19 protein-coding genes are annotated in these 19,412 nt (G+C 62.8%); 7 read left to right on the top strand and 12 right to left on the bottom strand.

Annotated elements, in window-relative coordinates; all coding sequences use genetic code 11:
• Positions 1-208 precede the first annotated feature (208 nt).
• Genes DTX69_RS15310 through DTX69_RS15295 form a run of 4 tightly spaced genes read left to right on the top strand, consistent with a single transcriptional unit; the run spans position 209 to position 1,697 of the window.
• The gene (locus DTX69_RS15310) at positions 209-517 is read left to right on the top strand and encodes a hypothetical protein (protein WP_119302426.1); all 309 of its coding nucleotides are present in this window, start codon (positions 209-211) and stop codon (positions 515-517) included.
• 1 nt (position 518) lies between these two features.
• On the top strand, positions 519-869 hold the full coding sequence (locus tag DTX69_RS15305; RefSeq protein ID WP_119302425.1) for a DsrE family protein: 351 nt from the start codon (positions 519-521) through the stop codon (positions 867-869).
• Between the two features lie 21 nt (positions 870-890).
• Complete coding sequence (locus DTX69_RS15300) at positions 891-1,304, top strand: DsrE/DsrF/TusD sulfur relay family protein (RefSeq protein WP_119302424.1); 414 nt, start codon at positions 891-893, stop codon at positions 1,302-1,304.
• Positions 1,305-1,316: 12 nt separating this feature from the next.
• Complete coding sequence (locus DTX69_RS15295; RefSeq protein WP_119302423.1) at positions 1,317-1,697, top strand: DsrE family protein; 381 nt, start codon at positions 1,317-1,319, stop codon at positions 1,695-1,697.
• Positions 1,698-2,144: 447 nt separating this feature from the next.
• Here the strand turns inward: DTX69_RS15295 and DTX69_RS15290 are convergent, their stop codons facing one another.
• Positions 2,145-2,567, bottom strand: coding sequence for a thioesterase family protein (locus DTX69_RS15290; RefSeq protein WP_119302422.1), 423 nt, complete (start codon positions 2,565-2,567; stop codon positions 2,145-2,147).
• A 165-nt stretch (positions 2,568-2,732) separates the two neighbouring features.
• On the opposite strand from DTX69_RS15290, the gene DTX69_RS15285 reads away from it, so the two are divergent.
• Positions 2,733-3,326 carry a peroxidase-related enzyme gene (locus DTX69_RS15285; protein WP_119302421.1) on the top strand — a complete coding sequence of 198 codons (594 nt, stop codon included), beginning with the start codon at positions 2,733-2,735 and terminating at the stop codon, positions 3,324-3,326.
• A 70-nt stretch (positions 3,327-3,396) separates the two neighbouring features.
• Here the strand turns inward: DTX69_RS15285 and DTX69_RS15280 are convergent, their stop codons facing one another.
• Positions 3,397-3,690: an ArsR/SmtB family transcription factor gene (locus DTX69_RS15280; protein WP_119302632.1), complete on the bottom strand. Its 294-nt coding sequence runs from the start codon at positions 3,688-3,690 to the stop codon at positions 3,397-3,399.
• Between the two features lie 109 nt (positions 3,691-3,799).
• Here DTX69_RS15280 and DTX69_RS15275 point away from each other — a divergent pair, with 109 nt between their 5' ends.
• Positions 3,800-4,750, top strand: coding sequence for a threonine/serine dehydratase (locus DTX69_RS15275; RefSeq protein WP_119302420.1), 951 nt, complete (start codon positions 3,800-3,802; stop codon positions 4,748-4,750).
• A gap of 48 nt (positions 4,751-4,798) precedes the next feature.
• On the opposite strand, the gene xth is transcribed toward DTX69_RS15275, so the two are convergent.
• The 3 genes from xth to DTX69_RS15260 form a co-directional block, all read right to left on the bottom strand.
• Positions 4,799-5,584, bottom strand: a complete 786-nt coding sequence (gene xth, locus DTX69_RS15270) for an exodeoxyribonuclease III (RefSeq protein WP_119302419.1) — start codon at positions 5,582-5,584, stop codon at positions 4,799-4,801.
• A 113-nt stretch (positions 5,585-5,697) separates the two neighbouring features.
• On the bottom strand, positions 5,698-6,534 hold the full coding sequence (locus DTX69_RS15265) for a class I SAM-dependent methyltransferase (protein WP_119302418.1): 837 nt from the start codon (positions 6,532-6,534) through the stop codon (positions 5,698-5,700).
• 85 nt (positions 6,535-6,619) lie between these two features.
• Positions 6,620-7,354 (bottom strand): class I SAM-dependent methyltransferase, encoded by a 735-nt coding sequence (locus DTX69_RS15260; protein WP_119302417.1) that lies wholly within the window; start codon positions 7,352-7,354, stop codon positions 6,620-6,622.
• Positions 7,355-7,587: 233 nt separating this feature from the next.
• Between DTX69_RS15260 and DTX69_RS30165 the strand changes: the two genes are divergently transcribed.
• Positions 7,588-7,728, top strand: a complete 141-nt coding sequence (locus tag DTX69_RS30165; RefSeq protein ID WP_162917208.1) for a hypothetical protein — start codon at positions 7,588-7,590, stop codon at positions 7,726-7,728.
• Positions 7,729-7,908: 180 nt separating this feature from the next.
• Here the strand turns inward: DTX69_RS30165 and DTX69_RS15255 are convergent, their stop codons facing one another.
• The 7 genes from DTX69_RS15255 to galE form a co-directional block, all read right to left on the bottom strand.
• Positions 7,909-8,550: a hypothetical protein gene (locus DTX69_RS15255; protein ID WP_162917207.1), complete on the bottom strand. Its 642-nt coding sequence runs from the start codon at positions 8,548-8,550 to the stop codon at positions 7,909-7,911.
• Between the two features lie 317 nt (positions 8,551-8,867).
• A complete protein-coding gene (locus DTX69_RS15245) occupies positions 8,868-10,466 on the bottom strand; it encodes a glucosyltransferase domain-containing protein (RefSeq protein ID WP_119302414.1) in 1,599 nt (532 codons plus the stop codon).
• On the bottom strand, positions 10,463-11,428 hold the full coding sequence (locus tag DTX69_RS15240) for a WxcM-like domain-containing protein (protein ID WP_119302413.1): 966 nt from the start codon (positions 11,426-11,428) through the stop codon (positions 10,463-10,465). The genes DTX69_RS15245 and DTX69_RS15240 overlap by 4 nt, the downstream gene beginning before the upstream one ends.
• The gene (locus tag DTX69_RS15235; protein WP_119302412.1) at positions 11,425-12,381 is read right to left on the bottom strand and encodes a glycosyltransferase family 2 protein; all 957 of its coding nucleotides are present in this window, start codon (positions 12,379-12,381) and stop codon (positions 11,425-11,427) included. The genes DTX69_RS15240 and DTX69_RS15235 overlap by 4 nt, the downstream gene beginning before the upstream one ends.
• The gene (locus tag DTX69_RS15230; RefSeq protein WP_284735823.1) at positions 12,378-13,484 is read right to left on the bottom strand and encodes a DegT/DnrJ/EryC1/StrS family aminotransferase; all 1,107 of its coding nucleotides are present in this window, start codon (positions 13,482-13,484) and stop codon (positions 12,378-12,380) included. The genes DTX69_RS15235 and DTX69_RS15230 overlap by 4 nt, the downstream gene beginning before the upstream one ends.
• A gap of 13 nt (positions 13,485-13,497) precedes the next feature.
• Positions 13,498-18,447 (bottom strand): glycoside hydrolase family 99-like domain-containing protein, encoded by a 4,950-nt coding sequence (locus DTX69_RS15225; RefSeq protein WP_284735803.1) that lies wholly within the window; start codon positions 18,445-18,447, stop codon positions 13,498-13,500.
• Positions 18,413-19,390 carry a UDP-glucose 4-epimerase GalE gene (gene galE, locus DTX69_RS15220; RefSeq protein ID WP_284735802.1) on the bottom strand — a complete coding sequence of 326 codons (978 nt, stop codon included), beginning with the start codon at positions 19,388-19,390 and terminating at the stop codon, positions 18,413-18,415. Before galE ends, DTX69_RS15225 begins: the two co-directional genes overlap by 35 nt.
• Between the last annotated feature and the right edge of the window lie 22 nt (positions 19,391-19,412).

Raw genomic sequence — 19,412 nt, 5'->3', positions numbered from 1 at the left:
CAGCGCCAGTAGGTGGTTCCCTGTGAGCGCGATCACAGTGCTGGCCGAATTACGGCACAAATCCCGCGTCCCTCCAAGACTTCTGCAAGACCCCTGCAAGCGGCCCCGCCCGAGCGTGGCTAGCTTCTCCTCACCCGCGCCGGCGGTGCAGTGATGGCGCAGACCGAGGGCCGCGAACAACGGCACGAAACGGGAGGATGAGGCAAGGATGTCATCGATCTCTTATCGAACGAGCCTTGGCCGGGAAGTCCTGAATCGCGCCAAGTCGGGCCTTGCCGCGCTGCCGGCCGGGATTGCGCGCGGTGTCATGCGCTCGTGCCGCGGATGGATAGAGGTCGGCCGAGACCTGCACCAGTACGGGAAGTCTGTGGTGCACGACGTCGGCTTCCAGGTGCGGACCGGCATGCGGTCAGGGTCGCCCGACCCGGAGCGCTCCGCCGCCAACGTTCCACCGCAGCGCGGACGCGCGTCCATCCTTGCGCCGCGCAATCAGCCTCAAGCCCAGAAGGAAGACTGACATGGCCGACTATCTCTTGATCGAATCCCGCGACCCGTTCGAATCGGCGGAGGTCGGCGGTTTCCTCGACCTGGCCGAAGGCCTGGCCAAGGAAGGCAGCGGCGTCACGCTGTTCCTGGTGCAGAACGCCGTGATGACGGCGCGCCACGGCGCGCGTCCGACCGTTCCGCACAATGGGCGCGTGCTGTCGCTGGCGGCACTCGCCACGAACGGCGTCCGGGTGCTGGCCGATTCCTTCTCGCTGCAGGAACGCGGCATCTCTCCCAACCGCCTGATCGCGGGTGTCACGGTGGCGCCGCTGTCGGCGGTGGTCGACCAGATGGCCGCCGGGTGCAAGGCGCTGTGGCACTGACCCGCAATGAAGGAGGATCCCATGGCGGACAAGAAGACACTCACGTTCCTGCTGATGGACGCGCCGTTCGAGAACGCACGTACCACCACGGCCTTGCGGCTCATCGATATCGCGGCTCGGCGGGGCTACGACATCAACGTCTTCGCCTATGAGGGCGCGGTCTACCTGCCACTGGCGGCGCAGGCGAAGCACGCCAACGCCGTGCACGGGACCGACGCCGCGGAGGAGGACCATCCGCTGCCGCGCGAATGGGTCGAGGCGGTGATGCAGGAGGCCGCGCGCAACGGCGGCAAGCTCGATTGGGTGAATTGCGGCCTGTGCGTCGACGAACGCGGCGCAACCGAGTCCGTTGCGGGCGTCCGCCGCGGCTCGCCGGCCGATTTCTGGAAGATGGCGAGCACGTCGGACAACGTGCTGGTCATCCCCACGCGATAAGGAGCTGCAGCGATGAAGGTGCTCAACATCATCGAGATCGCCTACCGCGCCACGTTGGAAGAGCAGGACGATCCGGTCGTGTGGATCATCCATGCCATGAAAGGCGCCGGCGCCGACCACAGCGTCCTCTTGAGCGGCAACGCCGTCAACTACGCCGTCACGGCACAAGGCGTTCCGCCGCTGATGTTCGGCGACCGGGCGCAGAAGCATGCGCCGCGCCTGGCCGAGCAGGTGGCCGGCCTGGTCGCCAAGGGCGTCGACGTGATGGTCGTGCGCGAATGCCTCACCGAGCGCGGCATCCGCGAAGAGGAGCTGATCGGCGGATTGACCATGGTGAAGCAGGCGGCCGTGCCCAAGATGATGGGCGGCTTCGACCAGGTTTGGCATTGGTGACGGCCGTGACACGGACGCGCGCAATGCTGTGGATAGGCGCGCTCGCCGCCGGCGCCGCGCTGCTGATCGGCTACCTCGCTCTGGGATCCGAGGCCGATCAGGCGGTTACCCACCATCCTCACGACAAAGCCAACCACCATCCTAGACACGTGGAGTAGAACCATGCATTCGATGCACTATCGCGGGCGACCAGCCCGCCGCTGGTTCCGTGCGGCCATCCTGATCCCCATGGTTGGCCTTACCGGATGCTACCCAAACCAGAATGTGGCCGACCTTTACGGAGACGCTGCTGGGTTCTGCGGGTTTCTGCAGGATTGCGGCGACCACAAGGAACGCGAGGGCGGGTCAGGCGGGCCACCCAGCCCACCTGCCAACACCGGCGGGGGCACGGGCGAGCCGACAGGCGAACCCACAGGCGAGCCAACGGGCGGAGAGTAATGGAGGCTGCTACCGCCCGGCCTGCTTTTCCCCTAGCTTAGCTAGGAAGCGGGCCTGGTCGATGACGAAGCGTTCGTGGAACCCGGCGCCGATCTCCTCGCGCTCGTCGCGGCAGCTCACCTTGAAGCGCAGCTTGCGGCCGCTCATCTCGATCAGCTCGATGGCGGCCGTCGCCTTCATGCCGGTCGGCGTTGCCGCCGTGTGGCTGAGGTCCACATGGGTGCCGACGCTGTGCTCGCCCTCCAGCAGGTGATCGGCCAGGGCCCGCACGCAGGTCCATTCCACGAAGGCGACCAGATAGGCGGTCGCGAGCACCGGCGGCATCGCGGCGAAGTTGGAGAAATAGTCCGCCATCTCCGGCACGATCAGCCGGTCGGTGACGAGGATGGTCTCGGTGTGCGTGAGGCCTGGGCGGAGCGTTGGCTTGGGCATGCGACAACCAGATGTCAGTGGCCAGAGGGCCAGAAGTCTACACGATCAAGGCCCGGTCATAGGATTATCAATTCCACACATGCCGGTGCGCCATGTCTTGCGGGTACTTGACTCCGGGCTACGGCGCTCCTACGGGCATTTGCGAACCAAGAAGGGGCACGCGACATGTTTCTAGAGACTGTGGCGGAAGAGGACGCGGTCGGCGCGATCGCGGAGGTCTATCGGAAAGAGAAGGCGCACGCCGGCTTCGTGCCGGGATCGGCGCGCTGCTTCACGACGCGGCCCGATCTGCTGCCCTTGTTTGACGCCTTCTTCGATGGCGTGCGCGGCGGCTTCTCCCTTGGCGCGCGGGAATGGTGCCTGGTCACCCTGATCGCCGCCAAGCACATTCGCTCGACCTATTGCTCGCATGTCTACAGCCAGCGCCTGGCCAAGGAGCTCGGCTCGAAAGAGCTGGTGCTGGCGGTCCAGCGCGACTATCGGACGGCCGGGCTGCCGGAGAAGGATGTGGCGATGCTGGCCTATGCGGAGAAGGTCGCGACCGACGCCCACACGATTGCGCAGGCGGACATCGCGCGGCTGCGCGCGGTCGGCTTCACCGACCGGCAGATCTGCGACATCGCCTTGTGCGCCGCGTTCCGCTGCTTCATCAGCAAGTTCGTCGACGCCATGGGCGCGGTGCCGGAGCCTGCCTTCGTCGACGACGATGAAGCGTTCCGCGCCGCGATGACGGTGGGGCGGAAACTCAGGGATCATTAATCAGGGATCAGGGATCAGAGGTCGGCAACGCTTCACTTCTGATACCTGATACCTGATCCCTGCCTCTGAATCAAAGCCCAGCCAGCGCCTTTTTCACCGCCTTCAGGCGCGGTTCGTCGCGGCGGTAGAAAGTCCATTGCTTGATGCGCTTGGGGCGCAGGAGGCCGGCCTGCACCAGGACGCGCAGATGCTCGCTGGCGGTCGGCTGGCTCACCTTCAGCTTGCGCGCGATGAGCAGGCCGCAGACGCCGTCCTCCACCAGGTCGCCGTCGACCTGCCTGGGGAAGTGGGCGCGCGGATCCTTCAGCCAGTCGAGAATGCGGACCCGGCGCTCGTTGGCGAGCGCGCGCAAGGCGGCCTTCATGTTCTGTTCCATAGGCATATTGCCAATTTGCTAATTACCGATCTAAAGTCAAGCTGGATCACCGGGGCTCGCCCACCACGTGGCGGCCCAGTGAGGACGAGGGGTGAGCATGGCTGAAGCAGTGGCGATCACGACAGCGGCGATCGATGCGGTGCATCCGGTGATCGCTCCTCATGTGCGCGAGACGCCGGTGGTGATGGCGGCGGCGGAGGATTTCGGCTTAAGCGGCGCGGCCATCGCGTTCAAGCTGGAGCTGCTGCAGCATGCCGGCAGCTTCAAGCCGCGCGGCGCCTTCACCAACCTGCTGACGCGCGGCGTGCCGAAGGCGGGCGTGGTGGCGGCGTCCGGCGGCAATCACGGCGCCGCGGTCGCCTTCGCGGCCAGGCGGCTCGGCATCCCCGCCAAGATCTTCGTGCCCAGCGTCGCCTCGCCCGCCAAGATCGCGCAGATCAAGTCCTATGGCGCGGAGCTGGTGGTGGAGGGCGCACGCTATGCCGACGCGCTCGCCTTGAGCGAGCGATGGGTGGCGGAGTCCGGCGCGATGCCGATCCACGCCTTCGATCAGCCGGAGACCTTGCTGGGCCAGGGAACGGTGGCGCGCGAGTTCGCGGCCCAGGCGCCAGCCGCGACCACCTGGCTGGTGGCGGTGGGCGGCGGCGGCCTCATCGGCGGCATGGCGGCGTGGAGCGCCGGCCGGCACAAGATCGTGGCGGTGGAGCCGGAGGCGGCGCCGACGCTCCACATGGCGCGCCAGGCGGGCTGCCCGGTGGAGGCGCCGGCCGGCGGCATCGCCGCGGACTCGCTGGCGCCGAAGCAGGTCGGCACGCTCATGTTCCCGATCGCGCAGCGCTATGTGGCGGAATCGGTGCTGGTGCCGGACGAGGCGATCCGCGCGGCCGAGCGTGCGCTGTGGCAGGCACTGCGCGTGGTGGCGGAACCGGGCGGCGCCGCGGCCTTCGCCGCCCTGCTCAGCGGCGCCTACAAGCCCGCCCCGGACGAGCGCGTCGGCGTTCTGGTGTGCGGCGGCAACACGATGGCAGTGGATTTCGAGCGGAGTTAGAGGGCGGCACGACTCGCGGCGACCCCTCCCCAAAAATGGGGGAGGGGACTATCCGAAATCCAAAATCACCGCCACATGGTCCGAGGGCTGTTTCCAGCTGCGCATGTCGCGGCGAATGCGGGCGGCCTTCAAATCCTTCTGCAAATCGGGCGTGACCCAGATGTGGTCGAGGCGCCGGCCGCGGTCGTTCCTGGTCCAGTCGGGCGACCGGTAGCTCCACCAGGAAAAGAGCTTCTCGCTCTCCGGCACGAAGTGGCGGACGGCGTCGACCCATGTGCCGGCCGCCTTGATGCCGGTCAGCTTCTCCACCTCGATCGGCGTGTGGCTGACCACGTCGAGCAGCTGCTTGTGCGACCACACGTCATGCTCCAGGGGCGCGATGTTGAGGTCGCCGACCATGATGCTCTTCTTCCGGCGGCGTGCGTTCTGGAAATGAGCGTGCATCTCGTCCAGGAACTGGAGCTTGTGGGCGAACTTCACGTTCTTCTTCGCGTCCGGAATGTCGCCGCCCGCCGGCACGTAGAAATTCTGCAGATCGAGATCGCCGCCCAGCACCACGCGGCCGTGCCTGGAATCGCCCTTGTCGCACCAGTTCTGCGGATCCTTGGCCAGGAACGGCAGGCGCGACAGGATGGCGACGCCGTTATAGCTCTTCATCCCGTGGCGCAGGATGTGGGGATAGCCCAGGCTCTTGAGCTCCTCTTCCGGAAACTCGCTGTCCTGCACCTTGATCTCCTGCAGGCAGATGACATCGGGCTGCTCCTCCTGCACCAGCCGGCGCAGCAGGTCGAGGCGGAGGCGGAGGGAGTTGATGTTCCAGGTGACGAGGCGCATGGGGGTGGATATCGAGACAGTCCTACGAAACCCGCTCATCTAGTCGGGAAAATGTCCGATGACAAGAGCAACGATACTTGCCGGGTTCGTCAGAGAGCACGGCGGATTGCTCGCTATTCTTTCTGGAGCACGACGGCGGCTTGCCAGAAGCCTTCCTCGTGATAGGACCGCACGGCGAATCTCGAGGACCAAACCCGTTCGATGTAGGACGGCGGAATCACAGCATCTCCGTACACGGTCTTGTCTCTAAAGTCCCCGCCCCCGGTCGGGATGTAGACAAATTGGCCCGCATCGAACTGCCTCTTCTTATCTTCGATATTGCCGGCGGCGCGTCTCAGCGCGGCGTGCCAGCGAGAGGGCGAATCCGGGAGAATACCCGCAACGAAGTCGAGAAAGCGTCGCGGTTCGGTGGTGCAGACAAACACGCAACCGGGCTTGGCAACGCGCGCCAGTTCGTCCAGCCAGTGCTGGTGGACATTCTCAGGCAGATGGGTGAAGACGCTGTATGCAATGATGTGCGAGACGCTTCGATCGGCCAGAGCCAACTTGCCAACCGGCTCGATGTGCTGGAGATGCGCTTGGATGCCGGCTTTGCGGCATTCGGATAGAATTACCGGATCGACATCCACGCCGATGATCTGATCTGCGGGCAGGTCACGCCAGAAGAAGCGCAGGAAGCGTCCCCAGCCGCACCCGAAATCCAGTAGCACGCTGTCATCCGAAATTGGCGACTCCAACGACCGAGCATTGTCCTTGACGAAGGAGTAGAATTTCGAGGCCTCGCGAAGGGCGGTCTCGTTTGACGATCCGACAAAGTTCGACTGCACTACGTCGGCGGGAAAACGAGGAAACTCGAAACCATCGATGACGGGCTCATGAACACTTCTCACAAGAAGGTTGGTCCATTGCTCGTCGGAGAGGGTTCGAAATCTTGCCGGAACACTGCGCAAGCGACACCTCCTTCAAATTTCTTACCAAACTACAAGGCGTCGTCACCTCATGCAAATGCATAGGTCTAGGCGGTGGCCGGGACTATCAGGGCTTCGTGCAGATCACAACTTCCGTGTAATCGCCGATAATTCCGTGCGTCTGGTCCCAGAAGCGCGTCACGCGCACGTCGAATGGCGCCCAAGCAGCGATCTGGCGGTCCACCTCATATCCATAGTCGTAGGTTACAAGTGATCCCTGTGCGTCCACTGGATTGCCATGGTACTGCGGTGGCTCGACCAGATGGCACACCGTCCCATCCTCCTCCAGGCGGGCGCGCTGGCGAAACGCCGGCACCATGGTTTTGGCGATGGGAAAGGTGTGGAGATAGACGCCACCAGGCTTGAGCGTCCGGTATATCTCGGAATAGACCAAATCAGGGTGAAAGACGTGCTCCATGACGTCCAGAGATATGACAATGTCCAGGCTGTCATCTGGAAATGTCTGGCGTTCGAGGTTCTCGTTGCGGAACCCTCGAAATTCTATGCCAAGGGGTTGATCGGGGAAGTAATGGGAAGGAATGTAGTTTCCACCCTCAGCCTTAAGCTTTGCCGATATGCCGCGGTTCAAAGGCGAGGATTCGTGAATGGTAAGCGTTCGCCAGTTTGGGCGCTCCTCAAACAGGATGAGGGCGAGCGCACGCTCTCTCACCACAGACTGGCATAGCGGGCACAGGAGGTGCTGACGGTACCAGGAGCCAGCTGCAGCAAAGCGTACCGGCTTCTGGCAGACTGGACAATAGCCGTCGTGCGCATAAACAGGTTCCGTTTGTTCATCAGGCATAGCGCAAGACCCCTCTAGGGCGCCAAGTTCCCGGATGGCTCACGAGCCATATGCGACGGTAATTGGGCCCCAATGTGCCTCTGCCCCAAGTCTTGGCCTCTCCTGCGATGCAGCGCGGCCGATCTCGGTGGATTCGCAGCGAACGGCTGCTGCAGCTGACGAGGCAACAATGGGCGACTGCATCCACCCTCTTTGGCATTTAGCAGCGACACGTTGTCGTATCAAGGCTGCTGATGAGCAACAGCGCTAAGGAATGGACGTCGGAGTTCTGGAATCTCTGGGACAATACTAGCCATGTTGTATCCGCAGAGAAAACGGCGACCCTCATCGTGAAGGACAGCGCCGGCAACGTGCGGAAACTGCAATGCGCCTAGAAATCGAGTTTGATGCCCATCTTGTCGATCCATCTGCCGAGAGGGTTTAGGCGATCAGCGTCGCCACCTTGGGCACAATGGAAAGCGCCGCGGCTCGCTCTGGATTGAGCCGGGCTCGATGATATCGGAGGCCAAAACGGACCGCCATGTCTCTACTGCGGAGACCGACAGTGATCTCTATCACGCCGTCCGACCCTGGTTTCCGCAGCCCGCTGGTGTGGATGCGAAACTTGGCCATCCGCTCTGCGCCTCCTCAACGGCGAGGGAGCCGTATAGCTTGCGTTCAAGCGCAGCCCATGTGGGGCAAATTTCATAGAGCCGAACGATGTCATCCCTACTCAGGTGGAACCGAACATCCGATACTTCTGGTGACGTCTCGTTCACACGCTCAATCGGTGCTGAGACGCCGAATGCCTTCTCGAAATCTTCAGCAAGATGCTCGGCCCTAATCCATTTGTTGGCGGCCATGTAGTGCTTCACATACCCCTCTGCGGTATTGATGCTTCCATCGTTCTCAAAGAATCGGCCGGAAAGGAACATCTCGCGCGGAGCGGCATGGTGGGGTGGCTGGGACTGCTCGTAGCGCACCCGGCTGATGATCCAGGATGGCAGGCGCCGGAAGTTGCAGATGATCGTGCGATCGCCGGGCGCAAATCCAGGAACGCGCTTCATTCGCTGTGCGACATTTTCGTGCCAAGCCGGAGCCGGCTGATCGAACGTGTAGCCAGGCTTTCCGAGGTATAGCCTTCGCAATGCTGCCTCAGTCGCCGAGCCAGCGCACTTCGGAAAGTGCATCCAAATGAACCATGGTCCTTCGATCATGGGCCGCAATCATGCACGCCGCCTGCGGAGTGTCAACCCGGCCATCCCTAGCGCCAGCCGCCCGGTGGGCGGCTTCTTCTTTATCCTGACCGAATGTATCGGAGCCAACGTGTCGGCCATCAGACGACGCCATTCGAAGAGCCCGGGGCTGAGGGCGTCGTGAATCTCATTGAGATTGAGTGACTCGAAGGGCAGCAAGATCTTCTTGTGCGCGCTGTCGCGAGTCTTGCTCGGCGCGTTCGCAAATTCGAGCAAACGCTTGCGGCATTCGCGGAGCGAGACGCATCAAAATCCTAGGCCAGCACTTTGACTAGCGTCTAATCCCCTGCCGCGAGCAGCTTCCGATGGACGGTTCCCGGCTGCTGGCCTAAGCGGACCAAGACGACATCATCCACGACTCTTACCGATCCGTTGGCCGGCCAGATCGGCATCTGCTGGATGACCGGCAGCAGGGCGCGCCGTCTCTTCTCGTCGAGCGCAACGATGTTCGAGTATCCCAGGATCTTCAGGATGGACGCGATCCGATGGGGATTGCCGCCGTCCCACTCGAAGAAGGACGCAGAAATGGTTGAATGGAGCGCATCGCGGTAGATGGAGTCGAAGCCCAGCGCGCCGTAGAAGTCGGCGCGATAGACCTTCGTCCGGTCGAAGTTCGGGATTTCGGTCGCGATCCGCTCGTAGATCCGCGAAGCGAGCTGCACGTCATGCTCGAACGCCAAGCGCCTGCTGGCCTGGAACGCGGAGAAGGTGTAGAGGCACTGGGCCGCCACGATGACGACAAGGATGACGGCGATGCGACGGACAGCGGCGCTATCGCTGAGGACGGCGCCGGCGGCCAGGAACCAGAAGACGTACGGGACCGCAACGAGGGTGCGGTAGGGCACCGTCCCGCCGGCAACGATGTTCAGGCCGAATGGAATCGCGGTCATTCCCATCAGGTACAGGAACGTGAAGACAAGACGCGCTGCAGTGCGGTCCGGGACGCGCGCCGTCAAGGCGAAAACGCCCAGCAGAATCAAGGCCGGGAAAGTCCAATACCGGAAACCATAGACGCTGCGCTTGCCGCCATAGACCTGCCAGTACTGCTTGACGAGTTTGCCGAACACGGCGCCCGGCCCGTGCAGTAGGGCATCAGGGCGCAGGAAGTTCTCGATGTAGATCGGCGCTACGCCCAGTGCCATCTGAAATCCGCGGGCCAGGAGCAGCCCGAGGAGCACGCTCGCCAAGATGACGAACGCCAAGTAGGCATGGATGACGGCCACCTGTCGCCACGAGATGCCCGGACTGCGGAGGTAGCGCAGGATGAAGACCCCGCAGCAGCCGACGGCAACCAGCAGGATCAGCGACTGGTAGGCGCCGATCGCGGCGGTGCCCAAGCCCGCCTGCAGGAGAAAGCGCCCTGCGGCCTCTGAGCGCAGGCGCTCTCCCGCAAGCAGCGCGGCCACGGCCCGGTCGAACAGAAGTACGCACATGCAGGCGAGCAGGATTCCGATGCCCAGTCCGACAGTGTTGGCGGCGAAATTCAGGATGAAATACAAGGTCGGAAACGCGGCGAAGAGCGCGAACAGCAGGAACAGCGGCGCGCTGTCGGTCCGGTACGAGTGGGCCTTTCCGAGGACGATGTAACTCGCGCTCACGAGGACGCCGAACGTGAAGAGGGTGAAAAACGGAAGCACCGGCTGCGAGAGGATGAACCGCTCCAGCACGTAGATCAGCCATCGGCCCTGGCCCACCCACGGCGCCGGGTCCTCGCGCAGCGCTGCAACCTCGTCGTCGATGGAAAGAGAAAAGCCGACCAGCTGGAGGAAGTAGAAGGTCGAGAAGATCGCCAGCAGGATAATGAACGGCCGCTGGAAATTCCTGAAATCGCTGAGATGGGCCAGGAACACGTTTACTCTTGATCCGTGCAGCGTCACGCCTTTCCCTCTCCTTTGACAAGCTGCCGGAAGCGGCCATAGTCGCGAACGTAGTCCGCCGCCTCGTAGGGGTGCGAAGCCATGACCATCAAGACAGTGTCAGCCTCGAACTTGTACTGGATGCACCACACCATGGGCGGCACATAAAGGCCGATCGAAGGGTCAGACAATGACACCTCCAGGCGGCTCCTTCCGTCATCTACTACGACCGACAGGCGGCCGTGAGCGGCGACCAGGAACTGATGGCAGGAAAGATGGGCATGCTCGCCCCTTACCTTGTTCGTCGGCACGTCCCGAACCAGAAAGGTCCGTCGTGGCGCGAAAGGCAAGTCCCGTTCCATCTCCAGTGGATAGAGATCGCCGCGGAGATCGGTAAAATGCGGCAATCGCCATAGCTGCGTGTCGCCAACATCGAGCCTGATAAACGAGCCCGGTGCCGCATCCAGCGATTGGGTCGCCGGTGCCGCCCCTTCGGCATGTTTCGCGCCTTCATATCCAACGATCACCGCGGGATTGCCGACGACCAGGGCGTTCGGCGGAACGCTCTTCGTTACGACTGCGCCTGCACCCACCATTGCTCCGCTGCCGATCTGTATGCCAGGCAGGATGGTCGCGTTGGCCCCGATGGAGGCTCCGTCTTCGACTACGGTATTGAGCAACCGAGTGGGATAGCGCTTGGAACGGGGGAACTTGTCATTTGCGAAGGTGGCGTTCGGGCCCACAAAGACACTGTTTCCCAGCCGCACGCCATCCCAAAGCTGGACGCCCGACTTGATGGTGACGTCGTCTCCAATGATAACGTCGTTCTCGATGAAGACGTGATCGCAGACGTTGCAGTTCTTGCCGATCCGAGCGCCAGGAAGCACATGAGCGAAAGCCCAGATGCGTGTGCCCTCCCCGACCGAGTCACTCTCGCAGATCCCACGCTCGTGGATAAAGATCCCTGTCTTGTTGCTCTTCATGTCGTCCGCTCGTTAAGGTCTCCCTGCAAATGCACCACGCGGCTGATGATGCGCAGCGGGCGGCGTTTCGAGTTCTCCGTCGCGCGCCAGAGATAGCATCCCAATATGCCCTGCACCGCAAGGATCAGGGAACCCAAGAACGCGATCAGCAGTATGATGCTGGTATATCCAGCTTCCTGGATATATCCGGCAAGACGCGCGCCAAGCGTGATCAAGCCCAGTACGCTGCTGATCGTGCAGCCAATGACGCCCAGCCAGAGCACTACCATGATCGGCAGGTCGGAAAAGGAAAAGATGCTGTCCATCATGTAACGAAAGCGCCGCGACAGGGCCCACGCGCTCTTTCCCTCCAGTCTCGGGCGGCGCATATACGGTATGAATTCGCGTCGGAAGCCCACCCAGAACAGCTGGGCGATCAAGGAACTGTTGGGCTCCTCGATCTCCAGGACGGCGTCGCGCACCTTCCGACAGCACGCAAACACGTCGATCCCGCCCGCCGGCATGTCCGGCAGGATGAAGCGGCGATACATGCGCCAGAAGACCGCTGATAGCAAGCGCGACAACAGCGGATCGCCGCGTCCTTCACGTTTGGCGAAGACGACCTCCGCGCGCCCGGCGGCAAGGACTCGGAAGAACTCCACCATGAGCTCGGGCGGCTCCTGGAGGTCGGCTGCCATGACCGCTAGGTGCTCTCCTTGCGCCAGTTCCATCCCAGTGCGGATCGCCGTGAATGACCCGAAGTTCCGGCTGTGGAAGGCAACCTTGCTCGGAAAGGAGCATTTCGGCGCACGCTCGAGGAGCAGGGCCCCGGATTCGTCCGGCGAACCATCGACAACAAAGACGACCTCGAGCTCGCCATTCAGCGCGGCGCTGATGCCTTCGAGTGCCTCAAGGAGACGAGGGACGCTCTCCGCATTGCGGTAGATGGGAATGATGAGTGAACGCGCGGTCATTGCCTCCACTCCTCGAGCGCAGTGCAGAGCGCGGTGAGCTCGTGCTTCGTCATGCCGGGAAAGCAGGGCAGGGTCAAAATCTCGCCCACGCTCCGGCGCGCGATCGGTAGTCCGCCGGGTGCGATGCGCATCGGCAGGTGTTCCCAGCCCAGCTGATCGCAGTCCAGTACCGGATAGTGGATTTCGGATTCCACACCCCGCTCGACCAGGAAACGTCTGAGGGCATCGCGCGTAGGCGATCTTACGACGGCGAGATGCACAACGGCGCCCGGGCCACCGTCCACGAACTCCAACGAATCTCCGGCCGCCTCGCTCAACCGCGAACGGATCCGGGCTCGTTCGGCGTTCAGTGCGCCAAGACGCGGCAACATGGTTTGGAGAATTGCGGCTTGAACCTCATCCATGCGCGAATTCCGACCGCCACCGAGGTCCACGTGATACTTAGCACTCCAGCCGTACTGCCGAAGCTTTCGAACGATGTCCGCCAACACCGCGTCAGAAGTTACGATCGCGCCGGCATCTCCCATGGCACCGAGGTTCTTGGTAGGATAGAAACTGAACGCCGCGATGTCACCTAACGAGCCGACCGGTGCGTCGCCTGAGCGAGCGCCATGCGCTTGGGCGCAGTCCTCTACGATTGCGACGTGGCCGTAGCCCGCCTCCCGTAGCATCCGCCTGAGCACGGGAACATCGACCACCCCACCATAGAGATGCGTTGCGACGATGGCGAGGGTCTGGTCCGACAGTGCCGCGACCGCCGATTCGATTGCGAGGAGCTGGCTACGTTCCTCGACATCCGCGTAGACCGGCACCAACTGGCTCTGCCGGCAGGCGACTGTAGTATATCCGCCCGCATTGGCGACGGTGATCACCTCCCGGCCTGCTGGAGAGCGGGCCGTCGCGACGGCGCGTAGGGCGATCTCTAACGCGTCGGTTCCGTTGGCCACCGGGATGCATTCTGATGCCCCACACGCACGCGCGAAGCTGGCACAGAATGATTTGGCGCAGCCTCCATTCAACCACCAGCCCGATCTCATCGCTGCCAACGCCGCGGTTTCGATATCTGCTTGGTATGCAGTGTATAGGCGCTTAAGGTCATTCATCGGAACGATGAGATTACGGGACATCGGCAGTCTCTGCGGAGGGGGCCATTGTCAGGCCGAGATACCGATGTACATCCGCTAAATGCTTCTGCGCTTTGGCGCGGCAATCTTCGTTTAGCTTCACTTCACGTGCGGCGAGCATCTGGATCTGCCGAATCTCTTCAACATGCCGCTCCTTCTGCAGTGAACTCGTTATGCTTTGTTTGTGCCGACGGTGCCCATTCAATGCTTTCGCCAGATAGGCCACACTCTGGCCTGCCGCACAGGCCGCCGCGTAGAGGCGCCAGTCGCCGGCGATCCTGAAGCTTTGAAGTTCCTCGCCGGTGGCCTTGATGGCCTGCTCCAAGGCTTCGCGACGCCATAGCACACCACTCATGTTCAAGATGACGTTCTTGACGCTCAGGAAGCGGCGCAGGAACTCCTCGCCCGCCATGACGAAATCGTGCGTGAATGTCCCCGGTTCGATCTCGTCGACGTAGCGTATGTAGCTGTCACCGACGCGTTTGCCGTCGTCATCGATCTGCCAGGAATCGGTGAAGCAGAAATCAGCGCCGCTGCGCTCGAGCGCCTGCACGCATTCCGCAAGGAATGCCGGATCGGCGACATCGTCGGATTCGGCGATCCAGACGAAATCGCCGGTGCACTGGGCGAGCCCCTTTCTCCACTGCTTGGCCAGGCTGCCGCCATTGGTTTCGTTGGCAATCAGTGCGATCTCGCGCCGATGCTCGGTTGCTATGCGGCGGATCACGGCAACACTGTTGTCCGTCGAGGCGTCGTCGAGAACAACAATCTGGCAGATGGGCCACGATTGCCTGAAAATGCTGCCGAGTCGCTCCCGAAGGTATCGCTCATGGTTGTAGTTCGGCACCACGACAGAGACGCGCTGCAGGTCGGGGCTGAGCTGCTGCAGCAGCCAGAAGCAGTAGTCCTTGAAATCATAGTTGGTCCGGATCTCCGCAATCCTCGCCTCGGCGTTCGCGCGGGCGCGATCGGTTGGGATCTCCAGAACGCCTTCGATCGCCCCGACCGCGGCATCGATGTCTTCGAACGGCACGATGGTGCCGTGCGCCTTGATCAGGTCCTCGCATCCGGTCGCGCCAGCGAAGCCCAGCACTGGAAGCCCCGCGGCCATCGCCTCGAGCACGACCGAGGGGTAGGGATCCTCCCGCGATGACAGAAAGAACACATCGGCCGCAGCATAGTATCGAGAGACGTCCTCCTGTTGGCCAACGGCCATGACCTTGTCGTTGTTGCGCCTGCCACCACCATCTAATGAGTCTACGTCGGGTCCTTTGCTCAGCACCTTTCCGACCCAAACGAAGTACACATCATGCCGGTGCTTCGCGACAGTCTTCGCGGTGCGAATGAACAGATCGAATCCCTTGCGGAGATCGCCGTACCCGACATTCAGTACCAGCTTCGCATCGCGCGGCACACCGAGAGCGTCGCGTACCGCCCCGGCCGCAGCGGGATCTGGTGCGATCTCGTTACGATAGAGACCTTGAGGCTTTATGAGCGTGCGGCCGGTGATTTCGCCGGATATCTGCCGGAAGCTGTCACGGACGAACGATCCCGCAAACACCACCAGATCGCTGCTGCGTCCGACGGCAGCCGCGCTCTCCTCATGACCATAGCTTCGAATGAGGTGAGGCAGCTCATGAATGAGCGACAAGGTGCGAAGTCCCGCCGCTTTCATCTCCGTGACTAGACTGCCGACCACCGTCGTGTTGCTGATCCCCAGCGTGTAGCCCTGCTCCGCCAGGTCCGCCAACACATCCTTTGCCGAGCGCATGGGGGACAGGATGATGCAGGGCGCGATTGCCTCGTAGCGCGGGAGCAGAGAACCACCCTCGAACAGGACATACCGCACCCGAACTCCGAATTGACGGGTCAGCACGCCGCCGATGTTCAACAGCAGTCGCTGAGCCCCGAAATCAAGAGCATCGTGGCCGACGAGGACGACACCGTTCTTGGACCGTCGGGCATCAACCTCCGAGTGCGGCAGCAGCGCCCGGGCGGTTGCATTCAAATAGGCGGAGCCATAGTACAGGTCCGGCTCGAGATAGGCGCCCTCCGCCCACTCGTTCCAAGCGTTGATCGCAACGATCCGCTCGCCCAGCGTGGGCTTTGCCCTGGCTCGTGCAACGAGTTCTGTAAGCCACCGCCCGTATTTGCGCGGGGTCGAACCTTCCAGGGTCGTCCCGCGCATCGGGCGGCGAGCATCGTTGTCCCAGCCCGGAGCAATAGTCTTGATGAGCGGATAGGCGGGCTCTGCCTCCGCGAGCGAGATCGCTGCCACCTCATCGTAGCTGACGACCCTGCCTTTGAACGCAGGATCGAATGCGTCGGGGACGGGGCGTCCGGGCAAGTTGTTCGTCAGCTTGTGCGGCGGGAACTCGATCGCGCCATCCAGACCGAATTCGCTCGGGTCCTCCACGCCGAAGGTCTGGGCCATGAAGATGAGCGGCTCCAGTCCAAACTCGGACTTCCAGCGCGCGCGCCAGCGGGCGAAGGTCTCTCGCGGATCGGGAACATGCCTCGGCTGGTAGATCACGAAGAACGGCCGATTACCGAACCGAATATACCGCGGGTCCTTGAAATGGCGCGCAAGGTCGGCGAGCAGCGCCGGTTCGTGCTGCGGATCATAGTTCTGGTGCAGCAGGATCTCGCCGCTCATGCCATCCCAGGTCCGGGTCCAGTTCTCGTTCGCCCAGATCGCCATGAACGGCATATCCATGTCGGGGGAAGTCAGAAAGGTTTCGACCGGTTGCTCGAGCACGCGGTGAGAGTCGAACCAGTAGTAGTAGAATCCAAACCCGTTAATGCCTGCCGCCTTGGCGAGCGCGATCTGCCGACGCATAACATCGGGATCGGTCAGGTCGTAGAAGCCAAGATCACGCGGCAGGCGCGGCTGGTAGTGGCCCGGAAATCTCGGCAGGCCTCGGGCGACCTGGCGCCACTCAGTGAAACCCTTTCCCCAACTCCGGTCGTTCTCGGGGATGGCATGAAACTGCGGCAGATAGAATGCCAGCACCTTCACGTCCGGGGTGACGCCTGCCAGGATTCCAGAATCGAACTCTTCATATTCGGGTCCGCGGCGCGTGAATTTGAGATGCTCGGCCGTGACGCCTGCCCCGGATGGCTCCTGCTTCGCCGGCTCGGCAATTGCTGTCGCTGTCGGCGGCAAGCCGCCCGCCGGCTCGATCAGGCGCGCTTCGTTGATGCCGAACTCCAGAAAATGCACCAGCGGATTCGCCTTGGCCGACGCCACGTCCAGGTGGCGCCGCAGGTACGCGCTGGTCGAGAAGCGGGGCCCTGGATCACGAAGCTCCGCCCAGCCGTGGCGCAGATAGTGGAGCACCGGGTCGATACCGGCCTGGCTGACGTCGGGGTAGTGCAACAGGTACCATTCGGAACTGAACAACCCGGACACCCGGATGAGATCCGCCTGCCGCTGCTCGCGTTCGGCCTTCGACATGCGCTGCTTGCCGGCGGAACCCGGCCAACCGACCGAGAGCTTTCGAGCAGCATCCTTGTTCAGCGCCTTGTGAAGGGCAACGCGCGCCCTGACGAGATCGAGCCAGGACTGTGCGTTCTCCGTCTCCAACACGCTTATCCGCGCCTGCATTTCTGAACGCGTTCTGCCGGACTCCTGTGTTTGCGCCGCCAGGCTCACCTCGGATGCTGCCAGCCTGCTACGGTAGTCCTCCGCCTCTTGTGCGCTCCGCTCGAGTCGTTTGCGGGCAATTTCGGTCTCTGTCTTGGCTCGCGCGGACACTTCCTGGAGATTTGCATTGAGGATGGCGATCTGCTCGCGAGCCACCTCGGCCTGTTCCTGGGCGCGCGTGGACACCTCCTGCAGTTTCGTATTGAGAGCCGCGATCTGCTCGCGCGCGGTCTCGGCCTGGGCGTGTGTGCGCGCGGACAATTCGTGGAGATCGGTTTCGAGGCGGGCGACCTGCTCGCGGGCGGCCGTTTCGAGGTCGCGCGCTTCGCGCGCAAGGCTCTCGCGTGCCCGAATGATCGAGCGGAAAGCCGGCGTCGCGGTATTGAAGTTACGGCGGACGTCATCCAGCTGCTCAGCCCTGGCGGGCGTCAGCTCCCCGCCACGCGCCAATTCCAACATTATCTCGTATACGCAGGGCACCCACGCGGGCACCCAGTGAAGCTGCTTGAGCTCATCCAACGGAATACGATGATGGCGCAGTTCGGCGGACAAAAAGGCGTCGATCGTTTCTTCCGCCGCCGGGTTCGTGGGCCACTCGATGCCCAAGGTCGCCGTCAGCCGATCCGCGACCCGTCGCCAGTCGTCCAACAGATCGTCGAACCAAACGAAGCAACGAGGATGGCCGCGGCTCGCTTTCTCCGCGTCGAGCATATGCCGCAACCACAACAGTAGCCCTTCCTCCAGAGCCATCCGATCGCGCTCATAGAGCGACTGTGCCGATTCCAACGGGTTTCTGACTGGAATGACAATTCGTGGTTGGACCGATAGATTCTCCAGCGCGCGCATCAATAGCGGCGCGATGCGACAAAGCCGCGGATCTTTAACAACAAAGAGACGCGATTCTCCGTATTCTTGAGTGATGACTTCGGCAAGTCGTTCTGCTCGCTCAGCTGTCTCGCTTGAAAGAGAATCAAACCGAAGCTCGCTCCAGTCGCTCCAGTTGCTTCCCGAAGCGCTCAGCAACTGATCATCGAATGCGCGAATGGCGGCACTCTCCCAGTAACCCTTGGGATTGTATTGGTTGGCGTCGTCAAAGCGTGATGGACCGCCAGCACCAAGCATGTGAAGGATGCCGCTTAGTGCGGATGTGCCGGTACGATGCATCCCGAGCACGATGACGGCCGTGCGTTTGCCTCTACTATCCACTGCCTGCGCCTGCTTACGTCGCGAATCGTTCACCTGAATAACCTTACGCCAATCACTATTCCGAAATACCGGGCTCGTTGCGCGACGCATGCCACCGCCACGCCGATGCGATGATGCTGTCCGCGTCGCGATAGCGGGGCGTCCAGCCGAGCACCGAACGCGCGCGGCTCCCATCCGCGACCAGTGCGCTCGGGTCGCCGGCTCGCCGCGCGCAATGCGTGGTCGGCACTGGCCTGCCCGTGACGCGCTCCACCGCGCGGATGATCTCCAGGACCGAGGTACCCTGTCCCGTTCCGAGATTGAGGGCAAGAGAGTCGCCACCACCCGCGAGGTAGTCCAGCGCCTTCACATGCGCCGTCGCGAGATCGGCGACATGGATGTAGTCGCGCACGGCGGTGCCGTCCCGCGTCGGGTAATCGGTGCCGTAAAGCTGGAATGACGGGATCCGGCCGAGCGCGGCGAAGATCGCGAGCGGGATGGCGTGAGTCTCGGGCTCGTGCATCTCGCCGATCTCACCGTCGGCATCCGCCCCGGCCGCGTTGAAGTAGCGCAAGGCCGCCCAGCGCAGGCCGTACGCCTGTCCATAATCGTGCAGCATGCGCTCCACGGCCAGCTTGGTCGCCCCATAGGGATTGACCGGCTGCTGCGGGTGGTCCTCGTCGATCGGCGTCCGAAGCGGCGGGCCATAGGTCGCGCACGTGCTCGAGAAGACCAGCCGGTTGATGCTGTGCCGTCGCATGGCGTCGAGCAGGCAGTGGCTGCCGACGACATTGTTCCGGTAATACAGCGCCGGATCCTCGACCGATTCGCCGACATAGGCGAGGGCCGCGAAATGCAGCACGCCGTCCGGCCGGTGGCGGCCAAGAACCTCGTCCAGCCGCGACGGGTCGAGAATGTCCCCCTGCTCGAAGGTTCCCCACTTCACCAGGCTCCGGTGGCCGCGGGAGAGATTGTCGTAGACGATGGGGTGGTGACCTGCCTGAGCCAGCGCCTTGCAGGCATGGCTCCCGACATAGCCTGCGCCACCTGTCACCAGAATCTTCATCGTCTTTGAA

It is taken from the genome of Dongia deserti, assembly GCF_003574735.1.
GTDB lineage: Bacteria > Pseudomonadota > Alphaproteobacteria > Dongiales > Dongiaceae > Dongia_A > Dongia_A deserti.
The sequence above is the reverse complement of the archived record's forward strand: the minus strand, read 5'-3'. Positions and strand labels throughout refer to the sequence as shown.